General features: G+C 67.1%; 21 protein-coding genes. 3 read left to right on the top strand and 18 right to left on the bottom strand.

The features are described from left to right. The first annotated feature begins 36 nt into the window (after positions 1-36). From CGZ93_RS19145 to CGZ93_RS18005, 3 genes are all read left to right on the top strand, one after another. Complete coding sequence (locus tag CGZ93_RS19145) at positions 37-174, top strand: hypothetical protein (protein WP_176451838.1); 138 nt, start codon at positions 37-39, stop codon at positions 172-174. Between the two features lie 77 nt (positions 175-251). Further along, positions 252-455 (top strand): hypothetical protein, encoded by a 204-nt coding sequence (locus CGZ93_RS18010; RefSeq protein WP_141211279.1) that lies wholly within the window; start codon positions 252-254, stop codon positions 453-455. A gap of 92 nt (positions 456-547) precedes the next feature. Next, on the top strand, positions 548-979 hold the full coding sequence (locus CGZ93_RS18005; protein WP_094365538.1) for a helix-turn-helix domain-containing protein: 432 nt from the start codon (positions 548-550) through the stop codon (positions 977-979). Between the two features lie 417 nt (positions 980-1,396). Here the strand turns inward: CGZ93_RS18005 and CGZ93_RS17995 are convergent, their stop codons facing one another. From CGZ93_RS17995 to CGZ93_RS17910, 18 genes are all read right to left on the bottom strand, one after another. Then, on the bottom strand, positions 1,397-1,900 hold the full coding sequence (locus CGZ93_RS17995; protein WP_094365536.1) for a hypothetical protein: 504 nt from the start codon (positions 1,898-1,900) through the stop codon (positions 1,397-1,399). A gap of 10 nt (positions 1,901-1,910) precedes the next feature. Beyond that, positions 1,911-3,686 carry a peptidoglycan DD-metalloendopeptidase family protein gene (locus CGZ93_RS17990; protein WP_094365535.1) on the bottom strand — a complete coding sequence of 592 codons (1,776 nt, stop codon included), beginning with the start codon at positions 3,684-3,686 and terminating at the stop codon, positions 1,911-1,913. 72 nt (positions 3,687-3,758) lie between these two features. After that, the gene (locus CGZ93_RS17985; RefSeq protein WP_094365534.1) at positions 3,759-4,616 is read right to left on the bottom strand and encodes a collagen-like domain-containing protein; all 858 of its coding nucleotides are present in this window, start codon (positions 4,614-4,616) and stop codon (positions 3,759-3,761) included. Beyond that, positions 4,606-4,932, bottom strand: coding sequence for a hypothetical protein (locus tag CGZ93_RS17980; RefSeq protein WP_094365533.1), 327 nt, complete (start codon positions 4,930-4,932; stop codon positions 4,606-4,608). The genes CGZ93_RS17985 and CGZ93_RS17980 overlap by 11 nt, the downstream gene beginning before the upstream one ends. A 5-nt stretch (positions 4,933-4,937) precedes the next feature. After that, on the bottom strand, positions 4,938-5,372 hold the full coding sequence (locus CGZ93_RS17975) for a hypothetical protein (protein WP_094365532.1): 435 nt from the start codon (positions 5,370-5,372) through the stop codon (positions 4,938-4,940). 27 nt (positions 5,373-5,399) lie between these two features. Then, positions 5,400-5,744: a hypothetical protein gene (locus tag CGZ93_RS17970; protein WP_141211278.1), complete on the bottom strand. Its 345-nt coding sequence runs from the start codon at positions 5,742-5,744 to the stop codon at positions 5,400-5,402. After that, positions 5,744-7,714, bottom strand: a complete 1,971-nt coding sequence (locus CGZ93_RS17965) for a hypothetical protein (RefSeq protein WP_141211277.1) — start codon at positions 7,712-7,714, stop codon at positions 5,744-5,746. Before CGZ93_RS17965 ends, CGZ93_RS17970 begins: the two co-directional genes overlap by 1 nt. Then, positions 7,711-9,027 (bottom strand): hypothetical protein, encoded by a 1,317-nt coding sequence (locus CGZ93_RS17960; protein WP_094365529.1) that lies wholly within the window; start codon positions 9,025-9,027, stop codon positions 7,711-7,713. The genes CGZ93_RS17965 and CGZ93_RS17960 overlap by 4 nt, the downstream gene beginning before the upstream one ends. Continuing rightward, entirely contained in the window at positions 9,028-9,876 is an 849-nt protein-coding gene (locus CGZ93_RS17955; RefSeq protein ID WP_094365528.1) for a hypothetical protein, read from the bottom strand. It lies immediately after the preceding gene. 18 nt (positions 9,877-9,894) lie between these two features. Further along, the gene (locus tag CGZ93_RS17950) at positions 9,895-10,779 is read right to left on the bottom strand and encodes a hypothetical protein (RefSeq protein WP_141211276.1); all 885 of its coding nucleotides are present in this window, start codon (positions 10,777-10,779) and stop codon (positions 9,895-9,897) included. Then, a complete protein-coding gene (locus tag CGZ93_RS17945) occupies positions 10,776-14,978 on the bottom strand; it encodes a tape measure protein (protein ID WP_094365526.1) in 4,203 nt (1,400 codons plus the stop codon). The genes CGZ93_RS17950 and CGZ93_RS17945 overlap by 4 nt, the downstream gene beginning before the upstream one ends. A 252-nt stretch (positions 14,979-15,230) precedes the next feature. Beyond that, positions 15,231-15,701, bottom strand: a complete 471-nt coding sequence (locus tag CGZ93_RS19140; RefSeq protein ID WP_176451837.1) for a DUF7426 family protein — start codon at positions 15,699-15,701, stop codon at positions 15,231-15,233. 88 nt (positions 15,702-15,789) lie between these two features. After that, positions 15,790-16,302: a phage tail tube protein gene (locus CGZ93_RS17935; RefSeq protein ID WP_094365524.1), complete on the bottom strand. Its 513-nt coding sequence runs from the start codon at positions 16,300-16,302 to the stop codon at positions 15,790-15,792. Positions 16,303-16,305: 3 nt separating this feature from the next. Next, complete coding sequence (locus CGZ93_RS17930; RefSeq protein WP_094365523.1) at positions 16,306-16,542, bottom strand: hypothetical protein; 237 nt, start codon at positions 16,540-16,542, stop codon at positions 16,306-16,308. Continuing rightward, positions 16,539-16,952 carry a minor capsid protein gene (locus CGZ93_RS17925; RefSeq protein ID WP_094365522.1) on the bottom strand — a complete coding sequence of 138 codons (414 nt, stop codon included), beginning with the start codon at positions 16,950-16,952 and terminating at the stop codon, positions 16,539-16,541. The genes CGZ93_RS17930 and CGZ93_RS17925 overlap by 4 nt, the downstream gene beginning before the upstream one ends. Positions 16,953-16,962: 10 nt before the next feature. Then, entirely contained in the window at positions 16,963-17,286 is a 324-nt protein-coding gene (locus CGZ93_RS17920; protein WP_094365521.1) for a hypothetical protein, read from the bottom strand. Further along, positions 17,283-17,618, bottom strand: coding sequence for a hypothetical protein (locus tag CGZ93_RS17915; RefSeq protein WP_094365520.1), 336 nt, complete (start codon positions 17,616-17,618; stop codon positions 17,283-17,285). Before CGZ93_RS17915 ends, CGZ93_RS17920 begins: the two co-directional genes overlap by 4 nt. After that, entirely contained in the window at positions 17,615-18,007 is a 393-nt protein-coding gene (locus tag CGZ93_RS17910) for a hypothetical protein (protein ID WP_094365519.1), read from the bottom strand. The genes CGZ93_RS17915 and CGZ93_RS17910 overlap by 4 nt, the downstream gene beginning before the upstream one ends. Positions 18,008-18,015 lie beyond the last annotated feature (8 nt).

The raw sequence follows: 18,015 nt of genomic DNA, 5'->3' as shown, positions 1-18,015 counted from the left end.
GTGAGAGGTTCTCGCCCCGGACCGAAGGAGCTCCCCATGGAACGGACAACCCGACTGGTGCATCTGCTGACCGCGATCACCCTGACCCTGCTGACCCCGCGCCCCCGGGACCAACGCGGGCTGTCACAGTCGACCGAGAACGCAATCCTCCTGGCCGGAGCGATAGTGCGATAATCCACCTCTGCATAGGTTGTCATACGACAAGGGATGGTATAGTATTGACCTTGTCAACAACGAAGGGAGGTGTGAAGATGGACAAGGACATGAAGAAGCTCGTCAAGGCGCTGGAGAAGCAGGGATTCACCTGCTCCCTGACGACCAAGGGCCACGTCGCGGTGTACCGCGGCGGGGTGCTGGTCGCCACGTTCTCCGGCACCGCGAGCGACTGGCGTTCGATGAAGAACGCCCTCGCCCCGCTGCGGCGGGCGGGCTTCGAGTGGCCGCCCAAGCGGTGACCACAGGAGGCCCGGGGAGTAGTCCTAGTACCCCCCGGGCCTCCGGTCCAGCCCATCATCCCACACCCCTCGAAACTCAACCGGAGGAGAGCATGACCAACTACAACGCAATCCTGACCATCGACAAGCCCTACGTCGGCGCATGGGTCGAACCGTTCACCGATCGGGTGCACGAGCAGTTCCGGCGCTACAGCCCGGCCACCGCCGGCGGACGGGACGGCCGCGCCCAGGTGATCATCACCCTTCCCGCCACCACGCTCGAGCAGGCCACCCAGACCGCGACCGCGCTGCTGGTGGAGGGGGAGGACTGGCCTGCTGAACCGTGCGGCCTCGAGGTGCTCACGACCGAGCTCTACGACCGCCTGGGTGGCTTCACACTCATGCCTGACCTGGTGTCCATCAGCGAGGCGGCCGAGCAACTCGGCATCAGCCGCCAGGCGGTGCTGCAGCGCATCGAGTCCGGCCGGCTCCCGGCCAGCAAAGTCGGCTCCGCCTGGGTGATCGCCAGCGCCAACCTGGCGTGAGCCCGGCTGTCTGCTGCCGGCCGTACGCTCGCGGCCATGCCCGGCCTTCCCGATGATCGCTCCGTGACCGAGCGGCTGGGCCTGTCTCGGCCGTCACTGCCGCGGCATGTGTGGGTCGACGGTGAGCCCGGGCTGTTGCTCGAGTGGGATCGCCGGGCGGATGGCTGGTGGGGGCGGGTCGTTACCAGCGAGGGCGGTCAGGCGGTCGAGTCGTGGGTTCGGGCGGATCGACTGCGGCCCTCCTGAAACGCCAGAACGCCCCCCGCCGGAGCGGGGGGCGCATGCGTGACAGATCGGGCCCTCACGGTCCCGGGAAGGCGTGCGGAAGCCACAGACGCGGCAGGGTGCCCACTGGCCGGGGATCCTCACCGGAGGCTCCGGATGAGGGCCCACCAGAGGGCGAGCCTCAGTGCGAGGTTACAGGCTGTGGCGCGGAGTGTCGTCCACACCATCGGCCCCTCCGTCGTCGGTCCCGCCGATCTTGTTCGGGCCAGGAAGGAAGGTGAAGTCCTTGAGCTGGCGATCTCCGACGACGGGGCTGTAGGTGATCGAGTAGCCGGCGAGATGGTCCCGGCGGGAGGTGGGCGCGTTGGGCACGGCCCAGGTCACGCCGAGGTTGGTCAGGAGCGCGATCGCGGCAGTGATGGCCTCGGCCTGGGTGATCCCGTCGGGCCAGGCTGTGGCCAGGGAGCCGAGTGCGGCGACGAGCCCTGAGGCGGCGGCCTTGCCGTAGCCGGCGACCCAGCGCGGGGCGTTGGGGATGGCCCACACGGCGCCGAGTCCGACCAGAACGGTGATGGTGATGGTGAGCCACTCCGGCCCGGTGATAGTCCCGTCGTCCAGGGCGGTGACCGTGGCGGCCAGGCCGGCGAGTACGGCACCGACTATGGCCTTGGCGTAGAGGCCGATGCTGCGATCCATGGGGTCCTCCTCAGGGCCACTGGTTGGGGTTGCGGAAGTTGCTGGCGGCATAGCCGGTGCCGCGCTTGCGGCGTTCGAGGTGCAGGTGGGCGCCGAAGGTCCGGCCGGTGTCGCCGGAGTAGCCGATGAGCTGGCCGGTCTCGACGTGCTGGCCTTCGCGGACCACGACGCGCGACAGGTGGCAGTAGCCCCAGTCGGAGCCGTCCGGGTCGTCGTCGGAGATGATGACGTGGTTGCCGTACGCCGGGTCCCAGCCGCCACGGGCAGCGGTGCGGACGTCGCCGGAGATAGTGGCGTACACCGGAGTCCCGATGGGGCAGCCGATGTCCACGCCGGGATGGAACCCTGCTGCCCAGTCGCCGGGCACCCTGTATGCCATGGTGATGGGGAAGCGGGCCGCGTCCCGGATGGGCCGGACGAACTTGCTCGGCGCCACGGGTGCTGCCTGGACCTGTGCGGGCGGTCGGGCGGCGGTCACCTTGAAGACCCCGCCTGCGAAGCCCTGGTAGTAGTCGGCGCCGACTTTGTTCTCGGGGCCGCCGGGGAATCCCCACGGCCCACGCTCCCATCCTTGGGCGGCGTACTGCTCCAGCATGAGACCCCACACCGGCCAGGTGCCGCGCTCGGAGTGCCACACGGCGCCCCCCTGGAATCGCTGCACCCTGCCGGGGACGCCTCGTCCGTCGGCGATGTCGAACTCGTCGGAGGTGGGGTAGCCGAGGGGGCCGGTCTCCCATCGCAGGGACGCCCACACGGTGCGGATGGCGCCGTAGACGGCGTACGCCTGCGGGTCGCCGAGGCGGTAGTAGATGCTGCCGTTCTGGTAGTGCTGCCCGATGCCGCCTTCGATGGGGAACTCGTCGCTGATCGGGTAGCCGAGGTGGCCGTGCTCGAATCCTTGCCGGGCGTACGCCTCGCGGATGAGCCCGAGGGATACGTGCGCGTCGGTGTCGGTGGACCAGATCATGAACCCGCGCTCGAAGGGCCGATAGGCGCCCGTGTCGGTGCGGACCTCGTCGCCGGCGGGGTTGCCGAGAATGGAGCGGGGGCCGCCGAGCTCAGCCCAGCGCTGGCCGATGCGGCCGCCAATATCAGGGGTGGTCACGGGAGTCTCCTGTCGGGGTGGGGGAGTCTGGTTGCCGCGGACGGCGGCCATGACGTCGCGGCGGAATCGGCCCATATCGAAGCCGGGGTCTGAGAAATCGCGGGAGTCGGCGACCTCGCCGTGACCGTGGACCTCCTGGCCGGTCCAGCCCAGCCGCCGACACAGCGCGGCCGCCGCACGGATCGCGGCGTCGCGCTGGACGTCGTTCGGTACGCCACCGGCCATCAGCTCGAACCCGACGGTGTAGCCGTTGCCGTCCAGATCACTGCCGCGCAGGTTCTGCGACCCGTCGAGGGAGAAGTTTGCGGCGCGCATTGCGGCCAGGCCACTGGAGCTGATCTTGCCGATGTGGTTGCAGCGGCCTGCGCCGACCATGATGATCCGGCCGTCGCCGTCAATCCCAGCCAGGCAGAGCGGCCCGGGCGTCTTGGCGTCACCGGTGGTGAGCCAGCCACCGCGAGAGGCGTACGCCACGGCGGCCCCGCCGCGGAGCATCCCGCCCGAGGTGTGGTGGATGGTGATGCCGTTGAGCGTCACCCACTCGCGGATATGGCCGCCGGCGTTGGTGTGGGGGCCGGTGCAGCAGCGGCAGCGGCCCCGCCAGCCGTCGGGTTCGATCACGGTGAGGCCGGCGCCGCGGAGCGCGTCGACGATCTCCTGCGGCTCGAGGAAGCGTGCCATGGCGGGGATTCCCCTTTCTGGGGCATGAGAAACGGCCCGCCGGTCGACGGGCCGTGCAGGTTGGTGCGGGGTTCAGCGTTTGGGGCTGGCGGTTGCTCGCCTGGCGAGCGGGGTGGCCGCGCCTGTGGGTGCCGGGACGGTGGCGCAGGCGGCCGAGGATGAGGCGACGGTCTGGCTGGTGCCGTCGGTGTAGGTGGCGACCAGGTCGCCGCTGGAGCAGGTGAGTGAGGTGATGCCGCGCCCTGCGGGGCCGGTGGCGCCGGGTGCGCCGTCCTGCCCGGCGGGACCTGCCGGACCCACGGGACCCTGGGGTCCGACCACGGACTCCCCGGCCGGACCCTGCGGGCCTGCAGGTCCCGTCGGCCCGGGCACTGTGGAATCGGCGCCAGATGGTCCGGCAGGGCCAGGGATCGTCGAATCCTGCCCGTCGCGTCCCGCGGCCCCCGCCTGCCCGGGCAACCCCTCGGCGCCGGGCTGCCCCGCCTGGCCCTGCTGTCCTGCTTGGCCCTGTTGGCCAGCAGGGCCGGTGACGGAGTCTCCCTGGCGGCCGGCCGGGCCGGCGGGGCCGACAGGGCCCACAACGGTCTCCCCTGGGCGGCCCACGGGACCGGAGGGGCCGGGCGGGCCGGCGGGGCCCTGAATGCCGTCCTTGCCGGCGGCAGGGATCTCGCGGACGGTCTTCTCGGCCTGCTGGCAGACGCCGCCCTCGCGGAGTCGGCGGGCCTCGTCGGAGTCCTGCGCGCACAGCGCGAGGACCTGTTCGGCGGTGACGCGGCCCTGCTGGGCCTTGCCCTGCTCGACGCCCCACTGGCGGCCCATGAGCAGGATCGCGATCCCGGCGATCACGACGGCGATCCACAGCAGGATCTGGCGGCGGCGGGCGTCGCGGTGGGCGTCGTCGCGGTCCTCGGCGACGGGGTCACGCTGCATCGTCGTCGTCCTCTCTCACGATGACCGAGCGGATGCCGGCCTCGATGTCTGGTGGGATGTCGATCACCCCGATCGCGGCGGTGCCGTCTGGGTGGTGGTCGGCGTCGTGCTCACGGCGCAGACTGCGGCTGCGGTAGATGTAGTCCTGGGCGAGGTCTCCCCAGGCGGTCATCGCGGAGATGGTCTTGTCCTGGCGGGCGATGGTGGTGGAGTCGCGCTTGCGGCGCTTGCGAGCGGACACCGACAGCCACTGCCCGATTGCGCCGATGGTGACCAGGGCGCCGAGGACCAAGGAGGAAATCTGTGCGGGATCCACGCGCGTCACCCTTTCCGCCGGCAGTGCATCTCCTCATCGGTCCATGTGCTGGCCACGACCCGCCCGAGCGGCACGGTCAGGATGGCCAGCAGGACTGGCGCGGCGAGCGAGACCGGGGGTGAGGTCCACAGCGACCACAGGAAGATCACCACGCACCACGCCGCCCACACCGTCTGCGACAGGAACGCCGCGAGGGCGCGGAGCACCCCGACGACCAGGGCCGCGATCAGAGCGAGGGCGGCCGTAGCGTGGAGCACGATCCAGAAGTGGTCGTCGCCGGACAGGATGAAGACCTCGAGCCAGTCGGGCATGCCGACCGGGACGATCGCGGGTGCGGCACGGTCGATCAAGTAGAGCCCGGCCAGCGCGATGTGCGCGGCGGCCAGGGCGACGGTGAGCACTGTGAGGATGGTCAGGTGCCGCCTCAGCGCCTGCTCCATCCGCCCCATCCAGGCAACCACTTCGGATCAGGCCTGCTCTGCCCTGACCGCGTTGACTGCGGCAATGATCAGCTCATCCGACACTGCGGCCGGGAATGCGCCGATCTCCACGTCGAGGGTCAGCTTGATCGGTGGCGCGCCGGGGATATTGATCTCGGCGGACTTCTGTGCGACATAGGCGTGGAGGTAGTCGGAGGCCGAGGTGAACTTGCCGGCCACGGATTCGCCGTTGACCTCGATCGCGACAATACGGTCCATGTTCGCGGCTGCCCACGAGGCAGCGTTCGGGACGCCTTCCTGCACAGCGGCTGCGCGGACGCGGAGGGTGATGTGGGGGTCGGTAGATGCGGTAATGATGGACATGAGGCTCATCAGATGACTCCTACGAGGATCGCGGACAGGTACGTCAGGTCGGCGTTGCTCATGACGTGCATCTGGACCCCGGTGAAGTTGGCGACCTCCACCGAGATTCGTGACCCGGCAGGGCAGCGCAGTGTCTTGGTCTCCATCACTCCGGTGTTGGGTGCGGTACGCGCGGTGTAGAGGGTGGTCCCGTTGAACTGCAGCCGGGGATACCAGGCAGGGGTTCCGGACGCAGTGTCGGTGGAGACTCCAAAGCAGACTTCGTACAGCCCGGCGGTATCGATCACCAACTGGCGGTTAGTGCCGTCCCACGACATGCCGGACCCGAGCGTGCCGAGGTCAAAGTTGATCCGCGATGCCGCGCCGTTGTTGATGTAGTAGTCGATGTTTGAGCGGCGCAGGCACTGGATGTCGGGAAGCGGGTGGGAGTGTGTGGCGTAGGCATAGCGGCCATCGTGGAGATGATCAGATCGGGCCACGGTCGTGGCCGAGCCGTTCCCGGCAAGTCTGGCTTCCGTCAGCAGATTAGAGCCCAGCAGTTTCGCCCCGGTGCCGTCCGAGTAGATGGCGAACCGTTCCGTGATTGCCCCATAGATGTCGCGCTGGCCCACGTAGAAGCGGCCGTTTCTGGCACCAAACAGGAGGGCGTCCTGGGGGTGATCGACGAATGCCTCGATGCCGCTCGCATCGACGCGGAGGTAACCCTTGCCCTCGGACTCCAGGGACGCCCCGGACGGGATGACCTCAACCCTCCCTGAGCTGGTGCGCAGCAGGACTGAGTCTTTGCGCATCTGGATGCGGGCAGGCTGATAGGAGCCCGCCCCGCTGGTGAGGTTGAGGTCGATGAAGTTCGGCCCGATCGCGACCTCGCCCCGCGCCTTTGCCCCCGAATCGGTGTAGGCACTGGTGAAGAACAGGGTTCCCGGGTCGAACGTCACGCCCTGGTTGGTCCACGCGCCTTGCCCCAACAGTTTCGCCTCAGCGGGGATCAGCGTGGTGTCGTTGCCCCAGAAACGCATTCCGGACCAGAAGCTCCCGCCCCAGATGTCGTTGGACAACTCGACCCGTGGGCCGGTGAGGGCGGTCGCGAACTTGCCCGTGACGATGTTGTCGCGGCCATTCAGCCGGAGCGTGAGGCCGCCATCCTTGTCGTAGGCGAGGAAGCCCTCCGGCATCATCCCGGACCACGACCCGTCAGCCGCGATGGCCTTGAACTCCCGCGAGCTGATCTGCTGCGTGGAAAGCTTCTGGATCACCGCGTCACTGATCGTGGCGCCCTCGGTGACCTCCAGGTTCTCGATCCGGGCTTTGATGATGCTGGCCAACGCGGCCGCGAACTTCTGCGCAATCGCATTGCCGATATCAGCCTGCCCTGCCACCAGCAGGTCGGTGGTGACCAAGCCGTAATAGCCAGCGTCCGCGATGATCTTCTCTGCCGCGACCTGTGCCATGCGCGCCGTGTCGGTCACCGTCAGCCGGGACACGTCCAGCACCGGCAGGACCGGCTGCCACTGGCCCGAGCGCAGCACCCACTCGCGCGTGCCGGAGGTGTCGGTCACCCGCCACAAGGTGCCCTCGTCCTGCCCGTCCGCATCGGCAGGGGTCGGTTCCGCTGTTCCGGTGAGGATGGTTGCCTTCGTTGCTACCGCATCACGTGCCTGCTGCGCGGTCGCGAGCGCATCCGCCACCTGTTCGGCAGCAGCGGAAATGTCTGCCTCGGCCTGCTCCAGCCGGTCCCGAGCTTCCGCGAGCGTGACCTCGGCAGCCGCCAGTTCCTCGGCGAGTTGGTCGGCCTGCGCAGCCGTCTCCCGCACCGAGACGGGCGTGCCGCTCGACCCCTCCCATGACACATCCGCCCCAGGCCGAAGCACCTGCACCCCTGAGGGACGGGTGTGCGCAGCCTCCGCGAGACGCTTCACGCCCCCCACCAAACGCCCGATCTGGGCGGCTGGCCCCTCGTGCAGATTCGTGCGCTTCATGCGATCATCTCCTCCGGCTGCATTTCCAAATCGACCACGTGCGAGTCGAACTTCCCGCTGCGGGACAGGCACCGCATTCGGTAGGTGCCCTTTTCGAGCTGCACAAACCCGCCCGGCATGTGCACATCCCACGCCTCGCCCGCCCAGTTGGTGTGTGGCGGGAAATCGTGCGCCGACACCGAAGCCGCAAGCTGGACCTGTCGGCCCTGCTCCAACACGCCCCGCGCCCGCGCCGACAGCAGCGCCCAATCCTCGACCTGCGTATCCGCGATCACCGTCTCCAAATGCGGAAGGCCCTGCACCTCCGGCTCGGTCTCGACCCGGATCAGCGTCCCCTGGTCCTGCCCCGCACCCGTCGCATACACCCTGCGCACCGGGAGGAACTTGGAGGTGAGTTTCTTAGCGACCGCCTTGCCCTTCCTGGCGGTGAGATCCAGCACATGAGAGTGTTCCTGCCACAACTCCGGCATCGCCTCGGTGCCGTGACACATCGCCCACTGCACCCGCGAACCCTCCATGCCCGGAACCCACTCCGGCCGAAACGCAAGATCCGGACCGTTGACCACCTCGGAGATCTCCTCCAAACGCTTCGCCACGGAGTTGTTGCCCAGGTTGAACCCCTCATAGGTCCGCTCCCGGTTGGTGCCGAGCTCTTCGGGGGAGGCGTAGCGGATCGGAAACCAGCCGTTCGGCCGGAGCTGCGCGAGCTCCACCAAACGTCGGGCGATCGTACCCAGCGACCCCTCACGGAGTGCCACCACAGACTCACCCAAAGTCGCGCCGTGGTAGCCGCGCCACGCCTGCAGATGGTAGATGATCGGATCCCCCTCCGGGACCGGCGCCGACCACTTGTCACCCGTCCACGACCCCGCCGCATACGCGCCGGAATCCAAGAGTTCGTTGACCGCCTTACGTGCCACATCTTCGGGGGCGCGGTCTTTCAGCCAGCCCATCGCTGTCGCGGTGATCTGCGCCCGCGTCACCCCGGCATCGCCGTAGTCCCGATCAGTGACCACACGGTGCGCCAGCAGCGACCACAGCCCGCCCGCCTTCAACGTCACGAACTTCTCGTCGCCCTCGGGATCATCAAGGATCGGTCCCCACACCAGCGGATGCCCGTCCCAGCACACCAGCAGCGACGCCGACCACGCCGCCCACCGCTCCCGAGGCTGTCGCAGCAGCCACGACGTAGGAACCTTCACCTCGCACGAGGTGGGACCGTTGATCGCATCAGCCCACGAACCGGTTGCGGCAGCCGGAAGAGTCGCACCAACCTGCCCGGTGAGCGTGTCGGCCAGCCGGACCGAGTACATCTACTCGGCCACCCCAACGTCCAGCACCGCCGCCATCTCGCCAACGAACTTGTCCACCCCGCCGCCGAACCTGACGGGATCCGCACCCCAGGTACACATGCGGTCGATCCTGATTTGGTGCGTGCCCGCTTGGACCTTCCACGCCCGGCAGCCGGCATAGTGCGCTGTCCATCTGCGGTCGAACGGCACCTCCATCGACTCCATCAGCACGCCGTCGAGGTTGAAGGCGTACAGCATCGAGCCCGGCCCGAGCTTTCGCATATCCGAGTCTGGCAGGCTCGCAGGCGGATATGAGGTGACAGCCTGCCTCGCGATCACGTCAATGTGCCGATCGGTTCGCACCGTGAAATCCAGGGTGGAGAACGTGTGCCACGTGCGGGAGACCGGCGCATTCGTCAACGGGTGAATGTCCATGTCCAGATAGCCCTCGGATCCGCCGTAGGGCATGGCATAGTTCTTGTCCCACTCACGGGTAGCAGACGCTGTGGAGGTGCTCCCGGCCTGCAGCCGCATCTTGTCCAGCACGCACGATCCCGCAGGCGGTGCGGTGCCGGCTGCGACACGAACCGCACCATCGAGACCCACATACACTATGTCCAGTCGGGACGTGGCAGGCTGCGGCACCGGCGCGGTCTGACCGGCCAGCCAAGTCACGATCACACCACCGTGTGCGGTGCCGACGATTCCCGCACCCGCCGTGTAGCCATACGCCATGTCGGAGCGGCCCGCAACACCGCCACCGATCATGATCGGCCCGGTTGAGGCGGTCGGGTACATTGCCTGAATCACCCGCTGCATGTCCTCGGGGACCGTGGGGGATAGAGCATCATCCAAGCCGAACTGGCCCATCAGATTATCCTTTCCTGCTTAGAGATACGTGGCCCGAAGTTCCACATCAGCGGTGCCGGACCCTTCCGCCGACAGCGACCGGATCGAGGCAGACATTTGCTGTCCCGGCTCCACCCCGGCCCAGCCGCGTTCGCTCAACGCCCACGTCATGTCGACCCCGTCGACTGTCACCGACCCGGCGAAGTCCACGACAATCTCCCGCCCCCGGATGTCGGCGTTGAAAACGATCCGATGCCACCCACCGGCGGCGAGAACGAGCTCGAACCCGGCCGGGAAGTTCCCGTGAACCCGCACCACCGGATAGGCGGTCGCGTTCCCGGTGTTCGTCAGCGGTTCCGTGTCGGACTCGTCCGGGGTGCCCCAGTCGAGTCGCCCGATCTGCTGGCCGGCCTTGTTCCGGAACAGCGGCCACACCAAACCCCGCCCCGCGCCGGGGGTGACAATCCGCATCGCCTGCGGAACCCCATACAGGTAGGGATCGGGAGAGATGAGGGGGAGCTCCCACTCGACCATGCACGAGTCGACCGAGTAGCGAACCTTGCGGTTGCCATCCAGCGCGAGCGAGACCGCGGAGATGGTGTCAAACTCGTCAGCCACAGTCAACACCCCGGAGCCCATCCCTGAGGGGAACGAGCCGCCAACCTGCCGAGCGCGAGCGATGGTCTCCCGTGCTGACGGCAGCCATTCCCGGACGCCGATCGTGAGCTTGCGCCCGCCGTGCCTTGTCTCCGCGGGAAACAGCCCATCGGAGATCCGGTTCACCCACTCGGTTTCCGGCGATGCACCGTCAACCCAGCCCTCCAACTTGGTCACCCGAGCCCGAGCTCTGGGATCGGCAGACTCGCCCAGTCGGGAGGCGGCGAGTTGCAGAGCGTGTCCGTCGGTGAATGTGAGGGTCCTCATGCATAGCCCCTCTCGAAAGCGTCGAGCCACATCCAGGCGGCGTCCTCGGCGTCACGGCGCGGGTCCGTGCGAACCTCACGGGCGTGGTAGTGGAACTCTCGCTCCTTCGGCTTTCCGAGCAGCGCTGCAGTGTCGGATCCGTTCAGTACGCGCTCGCCTCCGTCGTAGCGACGGAGCTGCGGGTTCAGGACGAGCTCGGCGGCTTTCTCGCTGGTCCAGTTGAAGCCGCGGGCGGCAGAGAACGTGCCGGAGGCATAGCCGTTGGCCGTCAGCGCCCGGTCAACAAACGGGATCCACTTGTCGTAGTACGACGGGTAGGCCGATACCTGGACGGCCTGCGCGGCCTGCCCGAGCCCCATGCCGCGCCAGTTCTTGTCGAACAGTCCGGGCACGTGATAGCCGCCGCCATCCCCGTTGCCCGGACGTGCCGTGGTGCCGTACAGGAACACCCGCATGGCGTACTCCAAGTTGTTGAGCGCCTGAATCGAACCGTCGCGGGGGGTCCGCTGCTGGAACGGACCCACGTCGCTGTTCTCATCCGGGGAGAAGTCGAGCTGCCCGGACGCCTCCTGCATCATCGTGATGCCCATGATGTGCGCAATGCGCCGCTCCAGCCCCCAACCCTTCGCGATGCCGAACATCTGCGCGAGCAGGTTCGGACCGGACTGGGTTGAGGCGGACACATTATCGGAGACGGCCATCATCCGATCGGCCGCGCCCTTGACCATGTTGACCATCCCGTCGGCGACTCGGGTCGGGATCGATCGGACAATCTTCGCCATCGGATGATCGCCGGCGCCAAGAAGGTCCCTCAGTGGGCCGGCGAACTTGTCCTTGAGTTGCCCCACGTAGTTGACCGCCTGCTGGACGACGCCCATATTGGCGCCGATGATCTTCCCGACCGCCGACTCCCCGTCGTAGGCGGTGACATGCAAGTGTGGTCCGGTCGAGTTGCCGGTGGAACCGACAGCGCCGAGGACCTGCCCGGCACGCAGCATCTGCCCGATGCTGACGAGGATCTGTGACAGGTGCGCGTAGACCGCACCATCGGACGTGCGGACGTGATTACCGTACGAGTAGCCCCACCGGTTGGTAGCCAGTACGGCACTGTCCCGCATCGCCACCACCGGTGTCCCGGTCGGTGCAGGAATGTCCAAGCCGCGATCCACGCCGTGATAGCCGCGTCCCCAGTTCACCGGATAGCCGGGCACGGGGTGGACGCGACCACCGCCGGCGTACGCGGGAAGCGTCCCGGTTGCGATGATGTGATCCAATGCCCCCGGGTATTGGGCATCCATCCGCTTCGTGTTGGCCCGAGAGATGATGGATTCCTCACCCTCGAAGCGGAAAGCGCCCCGCGGGGTGAAGCCGAGATAGGGGTCGCGCTCGCCAGCCGACCAAGGCAGGTTCACCCGACCGCCGGTCTGGAACTCTGGCACGTCGGCGATGCGCGGGGCCTTCGGGAGCTCCACAAACTCCGCCAAGGTGTTGAATCCGTCGACCAGCGAGTTGCCGACCTTGACCGCGATGACGATCGGGGCGCGGACCGCGGCCTTGACTCCACCCCAGATTGAGGAGATGGCCTCGACGGTCAGCCGGAAGGATTCTTTGATTCCGCCCAGGATCCCGTCGATGAATCCCTTCGCGGTATCGATCGGCCCCTTCAGTAGATCAGTGAGGCTACGCCACCAACCCATAAAGGTGCTGGTCACCCAGTTCCAAGCCGCAGTGAACGAGCCGACGATGGCGACATTCCAGACCCACTCAAGGCCATCCTTCGCCAGGCGAAGCGGTCCCATGATGTAGGGCTCGATCTGATTCCACCAGCCCACGAAGACGCCGGTGATCCAACCCCAGAACGCGACGAACGACGCGGTGACCACGGACCAGACCCACTGGATTCCAGCCCAGACTCGGCGCATCGGGTCCAGCAGGTAGGTCTCCACCAGCGCCCACGCGACGGCGAAGGTGGTCAGTACGAAATCCTTCGCTGCATTGAACGCGAAGACGATGCCCCGCCACGCCAGGTCAATCCCGATCTGCGCCAGCCGGATCGGCAGCATGAGGATGATGTAGAGCACGCCCCAGGCGGCGGCGAAGACAGAGGCGATCCACGCACCCCACTCGCCGAAGAAGGCGGAGGTGCTGGACCACCATGCAGCGATCGCAGTCCCAGCCTGCACGAGCGGGTCGATCAGATAGGTGCGCAGCAGCCCCCAGCCGGCAACGAAGACACCTGTCACCCAGGCGGCCACTCCGGACAGAACCGCAACGATTCCGTCAAATGCAGGCTTGATGCCGTTGTTCCACAGCCACAGCGCCCCGGCCGAGATCACCTTCCAGGCGGCATTCAGGCCGTCGCGGAACCACCCGACGTTGTTGTATGCCCAGATGATTCCGGCCACCAGGGCGGCGATGGCCACCACCACAATGCCGATCGGGTTTGCCGTCATCGCTGCGTTGAGCAGCCACTGACCTGCTGCGGCGGCACGGGTCGCCGCCCCAGCCGCCCATTCCGCAGCGGTCTTCGCCACAGTTGCGGCGGTGGTGCGGATGCGGGTGAGCAGCCCCACCGACTCGGCAGTGTTCTGCGTAGCTTGAGCTGCACTGACCGAGCGCATGGACGCCGCCAGTGAGAAGTTCGATGCGGTCAGAGCGATATTGCCCGCCAGCTGCATCCCCATACCGATCGCGGAATCCCTGCCCAGCAGATTGTTGGCGGCCTGCAGCCCCTTCCATGCAGCCATCAGCCCGATCAGCCACGGCAGGGCCGCGACAACCTTGTCCATGTTGTTGGCGAGCAGCTCCAGCCCAGCCGTGGCGACACCGAGCACCCCGGACATATCAGGGAGCTGAATGTCGGCATTGCCGAGGTTGGTGAACATCGTGGTGATCGTGTTGCCGATGCCAGCCCAGTCGGCAGTGGAGAGACTGACCCACAGTTCACGAATGACAGTGGCGATCGACATCAGCCACGGCGACCCGTCGCCCTCGCCGCCCTGCAGCACGTCGACGAACTCGGCCCAGTTGTCCTGAATCGAGCCCACCAGCCCGATTACGGTCTCGCGCACATTGAAGAGCACCCCGATGATAGGGGAGTCCTCCTCGATGCCGAACTTCTGCCAGAACTGGCCCTGATAGTCACCCTGCACCAGTACGCCGATGACGCCTCGGACCGCAGAGGTGACCAGGTCGAAGTAGTGGGCGGCCTTTTGCCCCCACAGGGCCATTCCGGTAAGACCCGCCTCCTGCGACTGCCAGCCGGCGACGAAGTGAGTGAGCCCGAGCGCAGCGACCTGGAATCCAGAAACGACCTTGGGTAGCACGGATTCCGACAGCCAGCCCAGGGACTGCTTGATCAGTGGAATCATCGGCTGGAGTGCCTGCGCCATCCCGACGTTCACAGTGTCCTTGAACGTCGAGATCATGCCGGACAGCGAGGCGGACTGTTTGTCCATCAGCCCCGCGAAGCGCTCCATGCCCTTGCCGGATTCGAGTGCCGACATCAGCTGCCCAAGCTCCTTGCGCCCGAGCTTGCCCTTCTGTGCGAGGTCGGCGACCTCCTGCTTGCTCTTTCCGGTGGCGGCTGCGAGCAGGTCATAGACAGGGATGCCGGCATCGCGCAACTGGTTCAGGTCTTCTGCGGTGATGCGTCCGGCAGCGTTCATCTGCTGCAGCGCAACGGTGGCGCGCTTCACGCCCTCCGAGCCGGTGCCCATGCCGGAGGTCACGTTGCCGAGAGTGGTCATGATCGGGATGACCTTGTTGGCGTCGATCCCGATCGAGATCAGCGACGATGCGGCGGTCTGCAACTCGGGGAACTCGAACGGGGTCTTGGCGGCGAACTGCTGCAGCTGGTTGAGGAACCCCTGGGCCTTCTGCCCCGAGCCGAGCATGGTGGTGAAGGCGATTTCGGCCTGCTCCATACCGGCGGCCGTCTTGATCCCGGCCTCGATGCCCATCTTGCCCATCTGGACGAGACCGAGTGCTGCGACAGCCCCACTGATCTTCGCGAAGGTGCCGAAGATGGCCTGGGCGCCCGCAGAGAACCCGTCGGCCAGGGACCGCCCAGCCCCCAGGCCGCCGCGGTCCATCTCTCCGCGCATCCGGTCCACGTCGCGGCCGAGTCCTCGGAGTTTCCCGGTGAGGCGATCATCGGCTTCGATCGTCAGAGAGAGGGTCCCCAGGTCGAGAGACATGATCACCTCCTTACGCGGATGGGCTGAGCTGCAGTGCGATTCGGGTGGTCTGGATCAGAACGGGGGAGCCGTCCTGTTTGTGTCCGGCCACCATCGGCGGGCGGGACAGGAGCCCCTCAATGCGTGTGCGGAGCCAGTGCCACGAGCGGTTGTCAAGGATCCCGGGCGCCCCAAGGTCGACGCCGTAGAACTCGTGCAGGTCGGATTCGACGAGCGGCCAGTGACCGAAGATGTCCTGCCAGTCGTACCCGGCTACTTCTTGCTGGTCTTCGTCGTACCAGCGGGCGAGCCCTGTTTCTGGGTCGACTTCTCCGAACGCCGACGGGTCTCCCTGTTCGGCGCTTTTGGGGCCTCCACCATGGCCGCCTCCCAGAACTCCTCGGCAGCCTCGCGGTTGTGGACGGTCCAGTACATGACGGTCTGGGTGACGATCTTCATCGCCTCCCACGACACGCCGTCGTCGACCATCTGGTCGTAGGCCTCACCGAGCAGAGCCTTCTTGAACTCCTGCTCCTGGTCGTCGTCCAGCTTCAACCGCTCGCGGTCGGCGTCGCTGATTTCCTGCCCCTGTTGGGCTGCGATCATCAGCGACGAGAGCTCCTGCACGAACTGGCCGGTACGGATCGACACCGACTCGATGCGGTACGTCTTCACGTCCCCGCGGATCGGGACAGGAAGGTCGATGTGGTCCTGGAATACCTGTGTGGGTGGCCTGAAGGCCATGATTCCTCCTGGCGGTGATTCCTGGCGGTGGGGATGAAGCAGCCCCCGGACACCGCCAGGTAGGTCCGGGGGCTGCGATCAGTGGGGGTCAGGCGCCGGCAGGATGAGGGATCTTGGTCGGCTTGCCCTGGCCCTTGAGGGTCAGCGACGCCCGATCCAGGCCCTTGTTGTCGCCGCCGTCGAGGGTCCACGACACCGACACGAGACCCTCGTAGGCCTCGACCTTCGGCCCGGTGGTGCCGTTGACCTCGTACCAGCGGACCTTAGCCACGGCATCGGGGCCGAGCACGTCGTTCTTGAGCCGCAGGAACTCCTGGCCGGCGTCATAAGACGCCGGGGTGTCCTTCGACGGAGCACGGCGAGCCTTGGCCTCGATCGACCACGACGCGGCGGTGTTGGTCTCGCCTCCCCAGCCGTCGGAGTCGAAGTCCGAGTCGTCCTGCGACTCGGTCTCCACGTTGTACTTGAACTCGGTCAAACCGTTGACCGGGGTCCATTCCGGGGTGCCGGGGGTGCCGGGGGTGGTGCTGGTGTCAACGTCGAGATACCAGCGCTTGTTGAGGACCGAGGGTCCCAGCGGGGTGCGGTTCACGATGGCCATGAGTCAGTTCTCCTCGATCTTGGCGATGATGGCTGCCTTGGTGGAGGCTCCACCAAGATCAATGCCGCTGTCGGCGGCGTACTCCTTGAGCTGGGCGACAGTGAAGTCCTCCCAGCTCGTCTCTCCGGCCTCAACCTCGGCCGAGTCGACCTCGGCCCACTCGGGGTGGGCGGCGTAGTAGTCGGCGACGGGACCCTCCACGTGGATCACGTCGCCCTTCACGTGCTGGAAGGTCCTCATGCTGCTCCTAGCTCGGTGCGGATGTAGAAGTTCTGGGAACGGGACCAGCGGCGCACGCCGTCCTGCCCCAGTGATGCGCTGGACTGGCGCCAGCACAGCGTCACGGGAATACCGTTCAGGACAACGGATTCCAGTCCGTGCAAGGCGGCGAACACCCGCCCTGCAAGGTCATTCGAGGGGCGCGGGTCGGCGCCGGCGGCCCTGGTGATCACCTGCACGCCCGACAGAGCGTCACCTTCGAGCTCGTCGGCCACGGGGTAGGCGGTGAGGGTGATCAGGTTGTCGGGGGACTGGGGGATCGCATCAATGACGATGCCGGTCTCCGTGGCGGTGTAGACGCCGTTCGCACGCCAAAGCCCAACACTGCCAGCGGCGAGATGCTGGGCGATACCTTCAAGCAGGCCGTTCATGGGTGCCCCCTCAACGGGTGGTGCGGCGTATGCGATCGGCGACTACGTCTGCCGTGTCGGCGCTATGACCGGCCCGCTCGAGGAACTTCGCCGACCGGCCAGGGTCGTGATGGAAGTCCATGCGCTCGTGCTGCTTCACGGCGTACGGGGTGTCGTAGGAGACGACAGCCTTCGTGCCGGAGACGGTGACCTTGCCGGAACGCTCAAGCTCGTTGCCCTGGTCGATGGGGACACGGCTATTGGATTCGACGAGGACTGCCTCGGCGGCGTCATGCAGACCGTCTTCGACGGCCTGGCGAATCAGGCGGGCAGCATGCTCGATCGGGTCGCTCATTGCAGCGTCACCTCGACGTGGTCCCAGAACCCGAGGCCGTCGCGTCGGCCAGCGCCAATCACGTAGGTGATGCGGCCCGAATCGAGCGTGACGCGCGAATCCGGGACGAACAGCGCCTCGACGTCACGGCCCTCCTCGTCGGGCCGTAGTCGCAGCTGCGCCTCGGAGACGACTTCGTCGCCATTCTTGTCGCGCACGAGCTGACGAGTCTCCTTGCGCCAGCACGCCAGGGCGACGGGCGCGCTGTAGGTGTCGCCGTACGCGCCGGCCCCCTCGTGCATCTCGACGGTGACGCTGTGCGGGGTGCACCAGCCGGGGAGGGGTTCGGTCATGCCGCCCCCCATGGCGAGGTCGGCGTGGGGGGCATGGTGTAGCGGGGCATAGTGGCGGTGGCCGCGGTGCCGCCGCAGATGGAGCGGAGGTCAGCGAGCTCGCGCACGGTGAACTCGCCACGGCCATTGACCGCACCGTCGCGGCGCAGGGTGTGGGTGAAGATGTCGGCGGTCTTCGTCTCGGACGTGACCGGCACCAGGCCGACCTCGTTCCATCGCTCGATCGCGGAAATCAGGATGGCCCGGAACTGGGCGACCTGCCGGGAGGTGAGGTTGGTGTCGAGCAGGCAGGGGGCGACCAGTGATGCGCGCGCCATCGCTTCGTCAATCAGACGCTGGGCACTGTCGGCCGGAACGCTGGACAGATCGTCGATGGTGATGATGTCCACTGGTCACC

This window comes from Enemella dayhoffiae (assembly GCF_002250625.1).
In the GTDB taxonomy this organism is placed as follows: Bacteria; Actinomycetota; Actinomycetes; order Propionibacteriales; family Propionibacteriaceae; genus Enemella; species Enemella dayhoffiae.
The sequence above is the reverse complement of the archived record's forward strand: the minus strand, read 5'-3'. Positions and strand labels throughout refer to the sequence as shown.